This is a genomic window from Salipiger sp. IMCC34102 (genome assembly GCF_004145405.1).
GTDB lineage: Bacteria > Pseudomonadota > Alphaproteobacteria > Rhodobacterales > Rhodobacteraceae > Loktanella.
Genome location: NZ_SELQ01000002.1, coordinates 610,446 through 625,670 on the forward strand (window position 1 = coordinate 610,446; position 15,225 = coordinate 625,670).

Annotated in this window: 16 protein-coding genes; 10 read left to right on the forward strand and 6 right to left on the reverse strand. The window is 67.2% G+C overall.

Going from position 1 to position 15,225, the window contains the following annotated elements:
- The first annotated feature begins 26 nt into the window (after window positions 1-26).
- From EU805_RS07300 to EU805_RS07325, 6 genes are all read left to right on the forward strand, one after another.
- Window positions 27-1,277: an ABC transporter substrate-binding protein gene (locus EU805_RS07300; protein ID WP_129763286.1), complete on the forward strand. Its 1,251-nt coding sequence runs from the start codon at window positions 27-29 to the stop codon at window positions 1,275-1,277.
- 58 nt (window positions 1,278-1,335) lie between these two features.
- Window positions 1,336-2,304, forward strand: a complete 969-nt coding sequence (locus EU805_RS07305; protein ID WP_129763287.1) for a carbohydrate ABC transporter permease — start codon at window positions 1,336-1,338, stop codon at window positions 2,302-2,304.
- Window positions 2,297-3,643, forward strand: coding sequence for a carbohydrate ABC transporter permease (locus EU805_RS07310; protein WP_242494082.1), 1,347 nt, complete (start codon window positions 2,297-2,299; stop codon window positions 3,641-3,643). The genes EU805_RS07305 and EU805_RS07310 overlap by 8 nt, the downstream gene beginning before the upstream one ends.
- A 10-nt stretch (window positions 3,644-3,653) precedes the next feature.
- The gene (locus EU805_RS07315; protein WP_129763288.1) at window positions 3,654-4,724 is read left to right on the forward strand and encodes an ABC transporter ATP-binding protein; all 1,071 of its coding nucleotides are present in this window, start codon (window positions 3,654-3,656) and stop codon (window positions 4,722-4,724) included.
- Between the two features lie 10 nt (window positions 4,725-4,734).
- On the forward strand, window positions 4,735-5,937 hold the full coding sequence (uxuA, locus tag EU805_RS07320; protein WP_129763289.1) for a mannonate dehydratase: 1,203 nt from the start codon (window positions 4,735-4,737) through the stop codon (window positions 5,935-5,937).
- A 115-nt stretch (window positions 5,938-6,052) separates the two neighbouring features.
- The gene (locus EU805_RS07325) at window positions 6,053-6,568 is read left to right on the forward strand and encodes a winged helix DNA-binding protein (protein WP_129763290.1); all 516 of its coding nucleotides are present in this window, start codon (window positions 6,053-6,055) and stop codon (window positions 6,566-6,568) included.
- On the opposite strand, the gene EU805_RS07330 is transcribed toward EU805_RS07325, so the two are convergent.
- From EU805_RS07330 to EU805_RS07340, 3 genes are all read right to left on the reverse strand, one after another.
- Window positions 6,565-7,866, reverse strand: a complete 1,302-nt coding sequence (locus tag EU805_RS07330) for a TRAP transporter large permease (protein WP_129763395.1) — start codon at window positions 7,864-7,866, stop codon at window positions 6,565-6,567. The two genes, EU805_RS07325 and EU805_RS07330, sit on opposite strands and share 4 nt — an antisense overlap.
- 2 nt (window positions 7,867-7,868) lie before the next feature.
- On the reverse strand, window positions 7,869-8,393 hold the full coding sequence (locus tag EU805_RS07335; protein WP_129763291.1) for a TRAP transporter small permease: 525 nt from the start codon (window positions 8,391-8,393) through the stop codon (window positions 7,869-7,871).
- Between the two features lie 64 nt (window positions 8,394-8,457).
- Window positions 8,458-9,423 carry a TRAP transporter substrate-binding protein gene (locus EU805_RS07340; protein ID WP_129763292.1) on the reverse strand — a complete coding sequence of 322 codons (966 nt, stop codon included), beginning with the start codon at window positions 9,421-9,423 and terminating at the stop codon, window positions 8,458-8,460.
- A gap of 112 nt (window positions 9,424-9,535) precedes the next feature.
- Between EU805_RS07340 and EU805_RS07345 the strand changes: the two genes are divergently transcribed.
- The 3 genes from EU805_RS07345 to EU805_RS07355 are packed head-to-tail and all read left to right on the forward strand — an operon-like array spanning window position 9,536 to window position 12,056.
- Window positions 9,536-10,273, forward strand: coding sequence for an allophanate hydrolase subunit 1 (locus tag EU805_RS07345; protein WP_129763293.1), 738 nt, complete (start codon window positions 9,536-9,538; stop codon window positions 10,271-10,273).
- On the forward strand, window positions 10,270-11,295 hold the full coding sequence (locus EU805_RS07350) for a biotin-dependent carboxyltransferase family protein (RefSeq protein WP_129763294.1): 1,026 nt from the start codon (window positions 10,270-10,272) through the stop codon (window positions 11,293-11,295). Before EU805_RS07345 ends, EU805_RS07350 begins: the two co-directional genes overlap by 4 nt.
- On the forward strand, window positions 11,292-12,056 hold the full coding sequence (locus EU805_RS07355) for a LamB/YcsF family protein (RefSeq protein ID WP_129763295.1): 765 nt from the start codon (window positions 11,292-11,294) through the stop codon (window positions 12,054-12,056). Before EU805_RS07350 ends, EU805_RS07355 begins: the two co-directional genes overlap by 4 nt.
- Before the next feature lie 110 nt (window positions 12,057-12,166).
- Here EU805_RS07355 and rpsI read toward each other — a convergent pair whose 3' ends face one another.
- Both rpsI and rplM read right to left on the reverse strand, forming a co-directional pair.
- Complete coding sequence (gene rpsI / locus EU805_RS07360) at window positions 12,167-12,679, reverse strand: 30S ribosomal protein S9 (RefSeq protein ID WP_129763296.1); 513 nt, start codon at window positions 12,677-12,679, stop codon at window positions 12,167-12,169.
- On the reverse strand, window positions 12,679-13,140 hold the full coding sequence (rplM, locus tag EU805_RS07365; protein WP_129763297.1) for a 50S ribosomal protein L13: 462 nt from the start codon (window positions 13,138-13,140) through the stop codon (window positions 12,679-12,681). The genes rpsI and rplM overlap by 1 nt, the downstream gene beginning before the upstream one ends.
- A gap of 171 nt (window positions 13,141-13,311) precedes the next feature.
- On the opposite strand from rplM, the gene EU805_RS07370 reads away from it, so the two are divergent.
- Window positions 13,312-13,836, forward strand: a complete 525-nt coding sequence (locus tag EU805_RS07370) for a 2'-5' RNA ligase family protein (protein ID WP_129763298.1) — start codon at window positions 13,312-13,314, stop codon at window positions 13,834-13,836.
- Here EU805_RS07370 and EU805_RS07375 read toward each other — a convergent pair.
- Window positions 13,809-15,209: a PLP-dependent aminotransferase family protein gene (locus EU805_RS07375; RefSeq protein ID WP_242494083.1), complete on the reverse strand. Its 1,401-nt coding sequence runs from the start codon at window positions 15,207-15,209 to the stop codon at window positions 13,809-13,811. The genes EU805_RS07370 and EU805_RS07375 overlap by 28 nt on opposite strands.
- Between the last annotated feature and the right edge of the window lie 16 nt (window positions 15,210-15,225).

The following is a 15,225-nucleotide window of genomic DNA, read 5'->3' on the forward strand; positions in this document are numbered from 1 at the left end:
TCACGACCAATGGGAGGAACAACCTTATGAAACTTCTGACAACCACCGCGATCCTGACCGGGCTGGCCGCGGGTGCCGCCTCGGCGCAGGAAATCCGCTTCCAGTGCTATTCCGACGGCAACGAATGCGAGGTCTACGACGACCTGCTGACCCAGTTCGAAGAGCAGAACGAAGGCGTCGACGTCGTGGTCGACGTGGTGCCCTACCAAGCCATCCTCGAGAACCTGCCGGTGCAGCTGGCCTCCGGCAACGGCCCCGACATGGCGAAGATCACCGACCTCGGCGGTCTGAACGAATACTACCTCGACCTCACGGATTACGTCGACACGGCCTACTACGAGGATAATTTCGGCAATACGCTGGACTGGTACCGCGCCGGCGACCGCCAGGGTCTTTACGGTCTGCACACCCAGCTGACCATCACGGGGGCCTTCGTGAACGCCACGCTCTTCGAGCAGGCCGGCGTCGAGATGCCGGGCGAAGGGGCGACCTGGGACGACTGGGCGGAGGCCACGACCGCCGTGGCGGAGGCGACGGATGCCACCTATCCAATGGCGATCGACCGCTCGGGCCACCGGGTCGCGGGCCCCGCGATCTCCTACGGTGCGGAATACTTCGATGACGAGGGCAACGGCAGCTTCGACGGTTTCGCCCCCTTCGCCGAGCAATTCGTCGCCTGGAACGAGGACGGCACCATGGCGCGCGACGTCTGGGCCAGCCAGGGCGGCGCGACCTACGCCGACGCGGCGCAGGAGTTCATCAACGGTGAAGTCGTGCTCTACTACTCCGGCTCCTGGCAGGTCGCCCGAATGGACGAGCAGATTGGCGACTTCTTCGACTGGCAGGTCATCGGCTCGCCCTGCGGTCCGACCGGGGTCTGTTCCGCCATGCCCGGCGGCGCCGGCATCGTCGGTTTCGAGCAGACCGAGCACCCCGAGATCGTGGCGTCGGTGATCGACTTCCTGGCCCAGCAGGACATCTATGCCGAGGCGGCCGCCCGCACCCGCAACCTGCCCGCGCACGCCGGTGTCGCGTCTCAGGGCGTGGAATTCGAAGACAGTTCCGAGGCCGCGCAGGCCGCACTCAACGCCTTCGGGTCCGACCTCGAGAACGTCTCGCCCGTGGCCTTCGCCTACCAGGGCTACGCCGGCAACCGCGCGATGTTCGGCATCACGGTCGAGCGCCTGAGCCAAGCGATCGTGGGCGAGCTTTCGGTCGACGAGGCGATGACGCGCATGTCCGAGGACCTCGCCACCGCGACGGAAGAAGCGCAGTAAGACGGCGCTCGCCCTCGCCGCACCGCGCGGCGGGGGCCCCTTTTTGCGGGATTCCCCCATGCTGACCATCCTCAATCCCCTCATGCGGATCGTCGAGATCCCCATGCTGGCGCTGCAACGGCTGCTGGGCATCAACCGGCTGGCTTGGGCGTTCTTGTTGCCGAACCTCGTGCTCTTTGGACTTTTCGCCTTCCTGCCGGTCATCCTGAACGTCTTCTACGCGACCACCGGCAGCGACAACGTCCTGCTGGAGGCCCGCCCCTACATCGGTGCGCGCAACTTCGAGAGCCTGACCGACTGCGGCAACTACCTCGACGCCAACACCTGCCGAGAGGACAAGTTCTGGCGCGCGGTCTTCAACACGATCTGGTTCGTGACCCTGCAGGTCGGCATCATGGTGGGCTTCGCCCTGCTGACGGCGGTGATCCTGAACCGCGACATCCGGGCGCGCGGATTCTTCCGCTCGGTCTTCTTCTTTCCCGTGCTGCTGTCGCCGGTCGTCGTGGCGCTGATCTGGAAATGGATCCTGCAACGCGAGGGCGTGCTGAACGCCTTTCTCGACTGGACCGGTGCGGGCGGCATCAACTGGCTGGTCGATGCCGGCTGGGCCTTCGGCTGGTCGGTCTTCATCTCCGTCTGGGCACACATGGGCTTTTACACACTGATCCTGCTGGCAGGCCTGCAGGCGATCCCGCGCGACGTCTACGAGGCGGCGGAAATGGACGGCGCCTCGGCCTGGCGGACGTTCCGCCGGATCACGTTGCCGCTTTTGTCGCCCACCATGCTAGTGGTGCTGGTGCTAGCGCTCATCAAGGGCGTGCAGACCTTCGACGAGATCTACGCCTTCACCGGCGGCGGGCCGGGCACGGCCACGACCTTCATCATCCAGTACATCTATGAACGCGGCTTCGCGGGCGCGCCCCGCCTCTTCGGCCTTGCCGCCGCCGCGTCGCTCCTGGTCGCGGGCGTGCTGGTGCTGCTGACGCTGGCGCAACTGTGGGCCAACCGGAGGAACGTCGATGGGTGAGCGGCTGTTCGGCAAGCCCGATGGAGGCTCCGGCGGAGCCTCCAGGACGCGAACGGGCGGAGCCCCGGACCAGAACCGGTCCGATGAAATCGGCGGGGGGGCCAGCGGAGCCACCCAGGGTCGAACGGGCGGAGCTTCGGGCGTTCTGGATGAAACCCGGTCCGAAACCGCCCCCCGCGGTCCCGCAGGCGCGACCGCGGCCCCCGAACGCGCGGAGGCCCCCCGCAAGGCTCACGAAGGCCGGGACCGCGCGGAAGGTGCGCCGGCCTCCGCCGCGACCGCGACCCGGTCCGGCATCCTGGGCTTCCTGACCGCCACGCGCGGGCGGGGCCGGATGGACTGGACCGACTGGGTGTCCTACGCTTACCTGACCTTCGGCATCTTTTTGATGTTCGGCCCCGTGGTCTGGCTGGTGCTGTCCAGCTTCAAGGACCAGAACGAACTCGACCGCTTTCCGCCGCGGTTCCTGCCTTATGCCCAGGAAACCATGGTCGTCGACGGCTTCGACGACCCCCTGCCCATCTTCGTGGTGACCGAAGGAGAGCTCGAAGGGCAGCGCGTGGGCCAGACCCGTCGCGCCGCCGGCCGGGCCGAGGTCGTCACGCAGGACGATCCCGACAATCGCATCCGCCTGACCACCGACCAGATCACGCCGGTCGAAGGGGTGGCCTTCGCGACGGAGAACTACACCCAGCTCTTCGAGCGGTTCAACTTCATGCAGTTCTTCTGGAACTCGACCTTCATCACGCTGATGTCGACCGCGATCATGCTGCTGGTGAACTCCATGGCCGCCTTCGCGCTGTCGAAGTACCAGTTCCGGGGGCGCACCTCGGTGCTGCTGATCGTGATCGGCACGCTGATGATCCCGCAGACGGTCGTTCTGGTGCCGCTCTTCCTGATCGTGACCGAGATGGGGATGTTCAATTCGCTCTGGGGCGTCATCATCCCCGGCGCCGCCACGCCCACCGGCGTCTTCCTGCTGCGCCAGTACATGATCACCATCCCCGACGAGATCCTGGACGCGGCCCGGATGGACAAGGCCAGCGAATGGAAGATCTTCTGGCGCATCATCGTGCCGCTCTCGGCCCCCGCCATCGCGGTGCTCGCGATCCTCGCGATCATGTGGCGCTGGAACGACTTCCTCTGGCCGCTGATCGTGCTGACCCGGACCGAGAACTTCACCCTTCAACTGGCGCTCAATTCGTTCCAGGGCGAGTTGCAGACCGATTGGCCCAGCCTGCTTGCGATGACCGTGTTGACCTTGCTGCCGATCGCCTCGGTCTTCATGTTCCTGCAACGCTACATCGCAACCGGCATCGCCTCGACGGGCGGCAAATGAGAGAGGTGTCATGGCACGGGTTGAACTGAACAGGGTCCGCAAGTCCTTCGGCGACGTCGAGGTGATCAAGGGCATCGATCTCGACGTCCAGCACGGGGAATTCTGCGTCTTCGTGGGCCCCTCCGGCTGCGGCAAGTCAACGCTATTGCGCATGATCTCGGGGCTGGAGCCGATTTCGGGCGGCGACATCGTCATCGGCGACGAGGTGGTCAACCGCATCCCCGCCGCCGATCGCGGCCTTGCGATGGTGTTCCAGAGCTACGCGCTCTACCCGCACATGACCGTGCGCCAGAACCTGTCCTTCGGGTTGGAGAACACCCAGACGCCGAAGGCGGAGATCCGCGAGACGGTCGATCGCGTGGCGAGGATGCTGCAGATCGACATGCTGCTCGACCGAAGGCCCAAGGACCTGTCGGGCGGCCAGCGCCAGCGGGTCGCGATCGGCCGCGCCGTGGTGCGCGAACCGCGCGTGTTCCTCTTCGACGAGCCCCTGTCGAACCTCGACGCGGAGTTGCGCGTCGACATGCGCAAGGAGATCACCGCGCTGCACCGGCGCCTTCAGAACACGATGATCTACGTCACCCACGATCAGGTCGAGGCGATGACCATGGCCGACAAGATCGCCGTCCTGCGCCAGGGCGAGCTGGAGCAGTTCGGTCGGCCGCTCGATCTTTACAACCGGCCGCGCAACCTCTTCGTGGCGGGGTTCATCGGATCGCCCAAGATGAACTTCCTCTCGGGCCGGATCGAAGACGCGGCCCTGCGGTTGGACAGCGGCGAGACGCTGTCGCTGCCTGCCACCGGTTTCGATCTGTCGGAGGGCCGCGCCGTCACCCTCGGCGTCCGCCCCAACCACCTCGACATCGCCGAAGGCGGCCCGCTGCCGCTGACCGTCAGCAGCGTCGAGCAGCTGGGCGGCGAATCCTACGTCTACGGTGCGCTGTCGGACGGCACGGATCTGACGCTGCACCTCTCCGGGCAGGTCGGCGCCGAGGTCGGCGAGACCCTGCACATCGCCCCCCGGGGCGACGAGATCCACCTGTTCGACAGCGACACCGGCCTGTCCCTGCGCCGCGATTGAGGAGCCTGCCATGAAGGAAACCTGGCGCTGGTTCGGCCCCGCCGACGAAATCGCGATCCCCGAGATCGTGCAAACGGGGGCGACCGGAATCGTATCGGCCCTGCATCACATCGCCCCCGGGGCGGTCTGGTCGCCCGAGGAAATCGCCACCCGCAAAGCCCAGATCGAAGGCCCTGCCGAGGCCCCCAGCGGGCTGAGCTGGGACGTGGTGGAAAGCCTGCCGGTGTCGGAGGCAATCAAGACCCAGACCGGCGACTGGCGTACGCATCTGCAGGCCTACCGCGAAAGCCTCGCGCATCTGGCCCAGGCGGGGCTGCAGGTCATCTGTTACAACTTCATGCCGGTCCTCGACTGGACCCGCACCGATCTTGCCGCGCGCCAGCCGAACGGCGGGACGGCCATGGCCTTTGACCTCGTGGATTTCGCGGTCTTCGATCTGCATCTGCTGGGGCGCGCCGACGCGGGCGAGGATTACGGCGCACAGATAAAGGCCGCCGCCGAACGCCGTGCCGCCGAAATGGACGATGCGGTCCGGGTGGCGCTGACCTCCAACATCGTGGCGGGCCTGCCCGGCGCCAACGACCGCTGGACGCTGGACGACGTGCGCGCGCATCTGGCGACCTACGATCGCATCTCGCCCGACCGGCTGCGGCAGAACCTGATCGATTTCCTGGCCGAGGTCGCCCCCACAGCCCAGGACCTGGGGCTGCGACTGTGCTGCCATCCCGACGACCCGCCGTTCCCGCTGCTTGGCCTGCCACGGGTCATGTCGACGATCGACGACTACGCCGCCGTGCTGGACGCAGTGGATTTGCCCTCCAACGGGGCGACGCTGTGCACGGGGTCGCTGGGCGTGGACGCCGCCTTCGACCCGGTGGCCTTCGTCCGCAGGCATGGGCCCCGCATCCACTTCGTCCACCTGCGCAACACGACGCGCACCGCTCCCGACGACGGCCTGCGCACCAGTTTCCACGAATCAGAGCATCTGGCCGGCGACACCGACATGATCGCCACCATCGCGGCGCTGCTGGACGAGGAAGCACGCCGCCGTGCCGAGGGACGGGTCGACGCGCAAATTCCCATGCGCCCCGATCACGGTCACGCGCTCCTGTCGGATTTCGACCGGCCGATGATGCCGGGCTATCCGCTGATCGGACGCCTGCGCGGTCTGGCCGAGTTGCGCGGGGCGATGGCCGCCCTTTCGCCGCGCTGAGGCGCGCGTCCGACCGGGTATTTGCGCGGCCGTCCCCTTGCCGGTAGGATCACGAAACGCCCGCGTTTCGGTGTCGAAACCCGCGCGTCACACCGACGAAAAAGGGGCCTGATTCATGCAAGAACCCGGTGAGCGACGCATCGTCTCCTCCCGTCACCTGGCCGAAGGCGAGGGATGGGAATCCTCGGAAGTCGAATACGGCATGATCATCGCCTTCAACGGGTTCAGCCGCTGGATGGGCCGCTGCATGACCGCTGCCGGCATGCCCGAGATGTCGCCCCTGGAAATCCTGGTCCTGCACAACACCAACCACCGCGACCGCGAGAAGCGGCTGACCGACATCGCCTTCTTGCTGAACATAGAGGACACGCATACGGTCAACTACGCCCTGCGCAAGCTGCTGAAGCTGGAGCTTCTGACCTCAGAGAAACGCGGCAAGGAGGTGTTCTACCGCACGTCCGAGGCGGGTCGCGCCCTTTGCGCCGAGTACCGCAAGATCCGCGAGCAATGCCTGCTGGACGTGCTGCCCAACACCGGCCTCGACGGCGACGACCTGCGCCGGATCGCCAGCGCCCTGCGCGCCCTCTCCGGCGTCTACGATCAGGCGAGCCGGACGGCGGCCTCTCTCTAGCGCAGCATCAGCTGCGGCAGGATCGTCACGATCTGCGGAAAGACGGTGATCAGGACGGCCCCCAGCAAGAGCAGGCAGAAGAACGGCAAAGCCGCCCGCGCGATGCGCAGGATGTCGATGCCCGTCAGCCCCTGGATCACGAATAGGTTGAAGCCCACGGGCGGCGTGATCTGGCTCATCTCGACCACGATCACAAGGTAGATGCCGAACCAGAGCGGGTCGATTCCCACCGCCTCGACCATCGGCAGGATGATGGAGGTGGTCAGCACCACGACCGAAATTCCGTCTAGGAAACAGCCCAGCACCACGAAGAACACCGTCAGGGCGGCCAGCAGGGCGTAGGGCGACAACTCGAACCCCGCGATCCAGACGGCGAGGTTGCGCGGAATGCCGGTGAAGCCCATGGCGATGGACAGGACGGCGGCGCCGAACAGGATGAATGCGATCATGCAGCTGGTCCGCGTGGCCGAGATCAGCGCCTGCCCGAATTCACGCAGACCGAATTTCCCCGACAGCCACGCCAGCAGGACCGACAGGACCACCCCGACGGCCGCCGCGTCGGTCGGCGAGGCGACGCCGGTGTAGATGGTCCCGATCACGCCCAGGATCAGCAGCATCACGGGGATCAGCCGGCGCGAGGCCACGAGCTTCTCGCGCAGCGAAAACTGGCGCACCTCGGCAGGGATCGCGTCGGGAAAGCGCCAGGCCTGCAGCATGACGTAACCGGTGAAGAGACCCACGAGCAGCAGACCTGGCAGGATGCCCGCGATGAAGAGGCGGGCGATGGATTGCTCTGTCGCGACACCGTAGACGATCATTATGATCGACGGCGGGATCAGCAAACCAAGAGTGGCCGAGCCCGCCAGAGTGCCCAGGATCAACCCTTCGGGGTAGCCGCGACCGGTGAGCTCCGGCATCGACATCCGTCCCACCGTCGCCGCCGTCGCCGCAGAGGATCCCGACACGGCGGCGAAGATCGCGCAGCCCAGCACGTTGACGTGCAAGAGCCGTCCCGGAAGCCGCCCCAGCCAGGGGGCGAGGCCGCTGAACATGTCCTCGCTCAACCGCGATCGCAGCAGGATCTCTCCCATGAAGATAAAAAGCGGCAGCGCGGCAAGCGGCCAGCTGTGGCTATGCGCCCAGAAGGTCGTCGCCAGCACCTGCCCCGCGGGCGCGCCGGAAAAGAAGGTCAGCGCCGCAAGCGCCATGACCGCCAGCGACACCGCGACCCACAAGCCGCCCGCCAGCAGCGTCAGCAGCAGGATCAGCAGCACCAGGAACGTCATCGGATCGGACATGCTCATTCGATCCCTTCGTCGGTCAGGATCGGGCCGCGCGCGCGCAGGCTCTCGAGCAGCGTGTCCACGAAGGCCAGTGCCAGCAGTGCAAGCCCCGCCACCATGAAGCTTTGCGGCATCCAGATCGGGATCGCGACGATCCCCGTGGACTTGTCGTTGTAGCGCCAGCTTTCCTCCAGCAGGCGCGCGCCCCAGAAGGTGCCGTAGACGGCGAAGGCCGCGCCAACGGCCAGCGCGGCCAGTTCCGCCCCCCATCGCAGGGCGTCGGGCAACCGCTGGACGACAAGCCCCACCCGGATGTGCGCCCCGCTGCGCAAGGTGTAGGCCAGGGCCATGAAGCTTGCGGTGGACAAGAAGTAGCCGCAGAAATCGGCGTAGGACGGGATCGTGTAGGACCACGCCGCCCCGCCCAGGCGCGCCGCGATGTTGAAGCCGATCTGCGCCGTGATCACGAGGCAGATCGCCACGATGCAGGCGCCCGCCAGGCAGACCCCCGCGAAGTAAAGCCGGTCGAGCAGCGTGCGCATGGCGCGCCTCCTGTCAGGGAAGGATCGAGAAAGGCCCCCGCCGGTGGGACGAGGGCCGCTTCGCTTACTCGGACTGGTAGGCGTTCAGGATCTCCAGCGCCGGTTCGGAGGCACTGCTTTCCCAGTTCTCCAGCATGGTGTCGCCAATGTCCTGCAGACCGCTCGTCAACTCGTCCGTGGGCGCGGCCAGGGTCATGCCGTTCTCTTCCAGAACGGCGGTCTGGGCCGCGGTCTCCTCGCGCGACATCTCGATGCCCCGGGCTTCGGCGGCCTCGGCGGCCTCCATCACCGCTTGCTGCATCTCCTCCGACAGGCCGTCGAAGACTCGCGCGTTCACCACCACGATGTTCTTGGGCAGCCAGGCGTCGATCGCCGTGTAGGTGTCGACGAAGTCCCAGGCAGAGGAGTTGGCCCCGGTCGAAGGCGACGTGATCATCGCCTGCACCTGCCCCGTGGCGAAGGCCTGCGGGATGTCCGCGGCTTCGACCTGCACCGGGGCAGCCCCGGCCAGCGTGGCGAATTCCTCCAGCGCGGCATTGTAGGCCCGCATCCGCAGGCCGGTCATGCCGTCGATCGTCTCGATCTCGCCGTTGGTATAGAGCCCCTGTGCGGGCCAGGGCACGGAGAAGAGCGGGACCAGGTCCTGCTCGGCCAGCAGTTCGGTGATGACGGGCTCCTGCGCCGTCCAAAGCGCCTCGGCCTCCTCGTAGGAGGTCGCGAGGAACGGCAGGCTGTCCATGCCGTAGGCCGCGTCTTCGTTCACGATGGACGACAGGAAGAATTCCCCGATCGGGACCTGGCGCGAACGGACGGCGTTCTTGATCTCGCCCCCCGGAAAGAGCGAACCGGCGGAATGGACGGTGATTTCGAGCGCGCCGTCGGTGGCGGCGCTGACGTCCTCGGCGAACTGCCGGATGTTCTGGGTGTGGAACGTACTGTCGCCGTATGGCGTTGGCATATCCCAGCTTTGGGCCAGCGCCGGTGTGGCCAGAACGCCGGTGGCGGCTACGAGGGTCGCAAATCTGTACATGGTCGTCTCCCGTTGGGGGTCGCCGTTTGTCGGCAACCTTATCATTGATGTTACGTTGACAATTTGTAAGCGTTTTGCAACATCAGTCAAGTCCTTCCGAATTGAGGTCCAGATGCCCGACCCCGACGTCCCGAACGATACGCAGATCGCCCCCTTGGGACAGGACGGCGTACTCGTGCGGTTCGGCGACGGGGCCACGGCGCATCCGGCGAAGGCGCGCAGTTTCGGTGCCACGGTGCGCGGCGCGGGCCTGGACGGCATCGGTGAAGTGGCGACCTCGCTTGCTTCTACCCTCGTGCGATTCGACCCCCGTGCCGTCTCCCGCGCGACGGTGGAGGTCCACTTGCGCGCCCTGCTCGCCACCCCGCGAGAAATCGCGGCGACCGAAAGCCGGCTATGGACGATCCCTGCCAGTTTCGGCGGGGACGACGGCCCACAACTGGCCGATGCCGCGGGGCTCGCGGACCTCTCCCCCGAGGCGGCCATCGCCGAGATCGCCGAGACGGAGCTGTCGGTCCTGACCATCGGTTTCGCGCCCGGGCAGCCCTACCTTGGCCACTTGCCCGAGCGTTGGGACCTGCCGCGGCAGACCGACCTGACGCCACGGGTGCCGGAAGGCGCGCTGGTCGTGGCCTTGCGGCAGATCGTGCTCTTCGCGAACCCCAGCCCGACCGGATGGCGACAGGTCGGACGGACCGCCTTTCGCCCCTTTCGTCCGGACCGCGCCGAGCCCTTCGCCCTGCGCGCCGGGGACCGGATCCGCTTTTCACCGGTCGATGCCCGGACGCTGCGGGATCTCGGGCAGGCGCCCGACGGGCTGGGCGGCGCCATTTGTGAGGGCGAAGCATGACGGCGGTGCTGACCATCCGGCAGGCCGGCCCCTTGATGACGGTGCAGGACCTCGGCCGACCGGGGCACCTGGCGGAAGGGCTTTCGCCGGGCGGCGCCATGGACCGTGTGGCGCTGATCGAGGCCGCCGCCTTGCTGGGCCTCGACACCCCGGCCGCCGCGATCGAGATGGCGGGCCTCGGCGGGCAGTTCGTGACCGACGCACCGATCCGGTTCGCATTGACCGGCGCGCGGATGCAGGCGCTGATCGACGACGCCCCGCTGCGCTGGAACGCGACCCACACGCTCCACCCCGGCCAGGTCCTGACCATCGGCGGCGCGCGGGACGGCACCTACGGCTATCTTACCCCGGCGGGCGGCATCACGGGTGAACCCGTGCTGGGCAGCGTCGCCGCGCATCTCTCGATCGGGTTGGGCGCGGCCCTCAAAGACGGCGAGACCTTGCCCATCGGTCCCGATCCCTCCCCCGACCGGCCGCAGATGACCTTGCCCCAGGACGACCGGATGGGGGGCGGTCTGCTGCGCCTGATGCCCGGCCCGCAGACTGACCGCTTCGACGAGCAGACGCGGGCCCGGCTGGCCGCCACACGCTTTCACCGCAGCCCGCGGGCCAGCCGCACCGGCCTGCCCTTGCGGCACGAGGGCGATCCGTTCGCCATGATCGACCCCGCGGCCCCCATTTCGGACTTCATCCTGAGCGGGGATCTGCAGATCACGGGCGACGGCTCTCCTTTCCTGATGCTGGCCGAGTGCCAGACGGTCGGAGGCTATCCCCGGATCGGCTCCGTCATCGCGACGGACCTGGCCCGGGCGGCGCAGGCGCCGGTCACCGCACCGCTGCAGTTTGCCTGGATCACGACCGAGGAGGCCGACGCCCTTCACGTCCCTCCCGCGCGGATGCTGGACGACCTTTCGGCCAAGGTTCGACCGCTGATCCGTGACCCCGCCCGGATGCGCGATCTTCTGTCCTATCAACTGATCGGCGGCGTCACCGCCGGCCGCGAGCTGGAGCCCTCCTCATGACCCGGACCATCGATCTCAATGCCGACATGGGCGAAAGCTTCGGGCCCTGGCCCATGGGCAGCGACGCCGCGCTTCTGAAGATCGTGAGTTCCGCCAATATCGCCTGCGGCTTTCACGCGGGCGATCCCGACACGATGGCCCGGACGATGACGCTCGCGGCCCGATCGGGGGTGTCGCTCGGCGCGCATCCGGGCTTCGCGGACCTGCAAGGCTTCGGACGTCGCCGCATCCCGCTGTCGGGCGACGAGCTGACCCACATGATCCAGTACCAATTGGGCGCGGCCCAGGCCCTGGCCGCGGCCCGGGGGGCGCGGATCAAGCACTTCAAGCTGCACGGCGCGCTGTCGAACATGGCCTGCGAGGATCTGGAGATGGCGACCACCTGCTTTCGCGCGGCCCTGGCCGTCCAGCCCGACCTGCGGCTACTCGCCCTGCCCTGTACGGCGCTCGAACAGGCCGCGGTCGACTTGGGCGCCAAGGTCTCGCGCGAGATCTTCGCCGACCGCACCTATGCCGAGACCGGGCTACTCACCGACCGCGGTCAGCCCGACGCGATGGTTCACGACCCCGAGGAGGCCGCCACCCGCATCCTTGCCATGTTGCGAGATGGCGGAATCCGCACCACCGGCGGCACGCTTCTACCCACGCCCATCGACACGATCTGCGTACATGGCGACGGCGCCGAAGCGCTGGCCATCGCCACGCGCCTGGCCCAGGCCCTGACTGACGCAGGCTACCGCATCGCGGCCCCGACGGACTGAGATACGCCGGATCGCTGAACGCGCGGCAGCACCCGCGGCGCCCCCCCCACGGCATGAAAAAAGGCGCGACCGAAGCCGCGCCTTTTCGCAAGGTTCGAAGGTCTGGAAGATCAGCGCTTCGAGAACTGGAAGCTCTTGCGGGCCTTCGCACGGCCGTACTTCTTGCGCTCGACCACGCGGCTGTCGCGGGTCAGGAAGCCGGCGGCCTTCAGCGCGGGACGCAGCGACGGATCGTAAAGCTGCAGCGCCTTGGAGACACCGTGCTTGACCGCGCCGGCCTGGCCGGAGAGGCCGCCGCCCTTGACGGTCGCGACCACGTCGAACTGACCGGTCACACCGGCGACCGAGAACGGCTGCGCCAGGATCATCTGCAGCACGGGACGCGCGAAATAGGCGTTCATCTCCTTGCCGTTGACGGTGACCTTGCCGGAGCCGGGCTTGATCCAGACGCGGGCGACCGCGTCCTTGCGCTTGCCGGTGGCGTAGGAGCGGCCCTGCTCGTCGCGGACAGGCTCGCGCGGTTCGGCCTGGGGCATGTTGTCGGGGTCGGTGCCCTGCACGCCGCCGATTTCGGCCGTGACGGCATCGCCGAGGTCTTCGAGGGAGTTGATCTGGTCGGCCATCATGCAGTCCTCGTGTTCTTCTTGTTCATGGACGCGACGTCCAGGATCTCGGGCTTCTGGGCTTCCATGCCGTGCTCGGCACCGGCGAAGATGCGCAGGTTGGTCAGCTGCTTGTTGCGCAGCTTGTTGCCGGGCAGCATGCGCTTGACGGCCTGGAAGACCACCCGCTCGGGGTGGGCGCCGGTCAGGATCTCGTCCTTGGTCTTGGACTTGATGCCGCCGGGGTGGCCGGTGTGCCAGTAGAATTTCTCGTCGCGCTTCTTGCCGGTCAGCTGGACCTTGTCCGCATTGATCACGATGACATTGTCACCCATGTCCATGTGGGGCGTGAAGGACGGCTTGTGCTTGCCACGCAGGCGCATGGCGACGACCGAGGCAAGACGGCCCAGGACGAGGCCTTCGGCGTCGACGAGGATCCATTTCTTCTCGATATCCGCCGGAGTAGCGGTAAATGTTTTCATTGTTCCACCAGAGGTTTCGGGGGCCCCTTGCGGACCCGTCATCAGGATGGCCGGGTTATACGGGTGCCGAAGCGCAGGTCAAGCGCGCGTGGCACCAAATTTACACGTAATTACAATGGACTGAAATTATGGTATTATTTTACCCCAAAACATTCGGCCGGATGACCTTCCGTGTCTGACCCGCTGATCCTGACCCTCGCGATGGACGAGGAGAGCTTTGCCTGGCTCGACGGTTTGCGGCAGGCCCATTTCCCCGACCGCGGCTATCGCCTGCCGGCCCACCTGACGCTGTTTCATCATCTTCCCGGCGACGCGCGCGCGGATATCGATGCGCGGCTCGAGGCGCTTTGCGACAAGACCGCCCCCTTCGGGATGCAGGCCGTCAAGGTCATGGATTTCAACCCCGGCGCCGCGATCCGGGTCGAAAGCGATCAGCTCAAGCGTCTGCGCAAGGACCTGGCGAAATCGTGGTCGGACTGGCTGACGCCGCAGGATCAGCATTTCCACAGCCATGTCACCGTCCAGAACAAGGTCGCGGCCAAGGACAGCGTCTGGGCCGAGCTCGACGCCGCGTTCGAGCCGTTCGAGGTGACGGCGACCGGCCTGCTTTTGTGGCACTACCGGCAAGGCCCGTGGGAGCGGGCGGCCCGGTTCGACTTCACCGGTCCTCAGACGGAGATTCGCGCCGAAGGCTGATCCATGACCGCGCGCAGATCTGCCATTCCGGCGGCGAAGCGTGCGTGCGGGACGGTTCCGTTCACGGCGATGCGCACCGCGTGAACCGGAGGGCTGTCGCGGGTCAGGAAACTTTCCGAGGCCCGCAGGATCACGCCGCGTGACTTTGCGGCCTCCACGAAATCACCAGACCGCCACGGCGCCGGCAAGGGCAGCCAGACGAACGGCACGCCGGGAGCGGCCCCCGGCCCGCAATCGGCGAAAATCTCGGTCGCCACCGCCACGTCCCGGTCGATCCGGTCCCGCACGGCCCGAAGGACCGCGGCCTGGTCCGGATGGCGATAGAGCCGGGCGTATAGATCGGTCACGAGCGGCGAGACACCGAAGGCATGGCCCGCCGCCGTTCGAACGAGTGCACCGGACCAGCCTTCCGGTGCCACCGCATAGCCCAGCCGCAAAGCGGGAGAGAACGTCTTGGACGGGCTGCCCACGTGCCAGCCCAGGTCCGGCAGCAAGGACCGGAAGGAGGCACCGACCCGGGTCGGGCGCGTGTAGCAATCGTCGTCGATCACATGCACGCCGTGACGCGCGGCGATGGCCGCGATCTCCTGCCTGCGGGACGGGGCGATCGGTCGCGCGGTGGGATTGTTCACCTCCGAGGCGGTACAATAGGCCTGCGCCCCGTGCTTGCGCACGAGGCTTACGAAGACATCCGGCACCGGGCCCGCGTCGTCCCAGGGCACCGTCACGAGGTCAGCGCGACTGACCTCCGCCGCGTTGCGGAACCCGTTGTAGCTGATTGCGTCGGTCAGGATGGTCGGCCGCGGACCGTTCAGGACGGTCTGCAGGATCATCACGATCGCGTTCTGCCCGCCGTAGGCCAGCACCACGTCCTCCAGCGTCGCGGGGCCGACCAGCGGATCGAGGCCTGCCAGCACGATCTCGCGCGCGGGGCGGTCGGTAATGCGGCTGGGGTAGCGGGTGAGCACGTCGGAGGGCATCTGCGCCAGGGTCGTCTGCATGACTCGGGCGATCAGCGCAGTCTGGCCAAGGTCGGGCATGCGCGGACCGGTCAGGTTCAGGACGGAATCGTTGTCCGGGCCCGCTTCGGCGCTGAGGACCTGCCGGGACACCTCCTCCGCCTCGGCCACGAAGGTGCCACGTCCGACGCCGGCCGTCAGAACCCCGGCATCGGTCAGCAGGCGATAGGCCCGCGACACGGTGCCCGGCGTCACACCGACTTTCCACGCCAGATCGCGGACCGGCGGCAACTTCTGCCCCGGCGCCAGGGAGCCGCTGGCGATCCGGTCGCGGATCGCTTGAGCGAGCCGGTCGTACTTCGCGCGCCCGACGGCTGCGGCGACCGTGCTTTCGGTCCAAATTGTATCGGTCACAATAAAAGAATGGCCT

Bases quoted from the DNA above. Each gene is read 5' to 3' on its own strand.
- EU805_RS07300 (WP_129763286.1), top strand. From the start codon at position 27: ATGAAACTTCTGACAACCACCGCGATCCTGACCGGGCTGGCCGCGGGT.
- EU805_RS07305 (WP_129763287.1), top strand. From the start codon at position 1,336: ATGCTGACCATCCTCAATCCCCTCATGCGGATCGTCGAGATCCCCATG.
- EU805_RS07310 (WP_242494082.1), top strand. From the start codon at position 2,297: ATGGGTGAGCGGCTGTTCGGCAAGCCCGATGGAGGCTCCGGCGGAGCC.
- EU805_RS07315 (WP_129763288.1), top strand. From the start codon at position 3,654: ATGGCACGGGTTGAACTGAACAGGGTCCGCAAGTCCTTCGGCGACGTC.
- uxuA (WP_129763289.1), top strand. From the start codon at position 4,735: ATGAAGGAAACCTGGCGCTGGTTCGGCCCCGCCGACGAAATCGCGATC.
- EU805_RS07325 (WP_129763290.1), top strand. From the start codon at position 6,053: ATGCAAGAACCCGGTGAGCGACGCATCGTCTCCTCCCGTCACCTGGCC.
- EU805_RS07330 (WP_129763395.1), bottom strand. From the start codon at position 7,866: ATGTCCGATCCGATGACGTTCCTGGTGCTGCTGATCCTGCTGCTGACG.
- EU805_RS07335 (WP_129763291.1), bottom strand. From the start codon at position 8,393: ATGCGCACGCTGCTCGACCGGCTTTACTTCGCGGGGGTCTGCCTGGCG.
- EU805_RS07340 (WP_129763292.1), bottom strand. From the start codon at position 9,423: ATGTACAGATTTGCGACCCTCGTAGCCGCCACCGGCGTTCTGGCCACA.
- EU805_RS07345 (WP_129763293.1), top strand. From the start codon at position 9,536: ATGCCCGACCCCGACGTCCCGAACGATACGCAGATCGCCCCCTTGGGA.
- EU805_RS07350 (WP_129763294.1), top strand. From the start codon at position 10,270: ATGACGGCGGTGCTGACCATCCGGCAGGCCGGCCCCTTGATGACGGTG.
- EU805_RS07355 (WP_129763295.1), top strand. From the start codon at position 11,292: ATGACCCGGACCATCGATCTCAATGCCGACATGGGCGAAAGCTTCGGG.
- rpsI (WP_129763296.1), bottom strand. From the start codon at position 12,679: ATGGCCGACCAGATCAACTCCCTCGAAGACCTCGGCGATGCCGTCACG.
- rplM (WP_129763297.1), bottom strand. From the start codon at position 13,140: ATGAAAACATTTACCGCTACTCCGGCGGATATCGAGAAGAAATGGATC.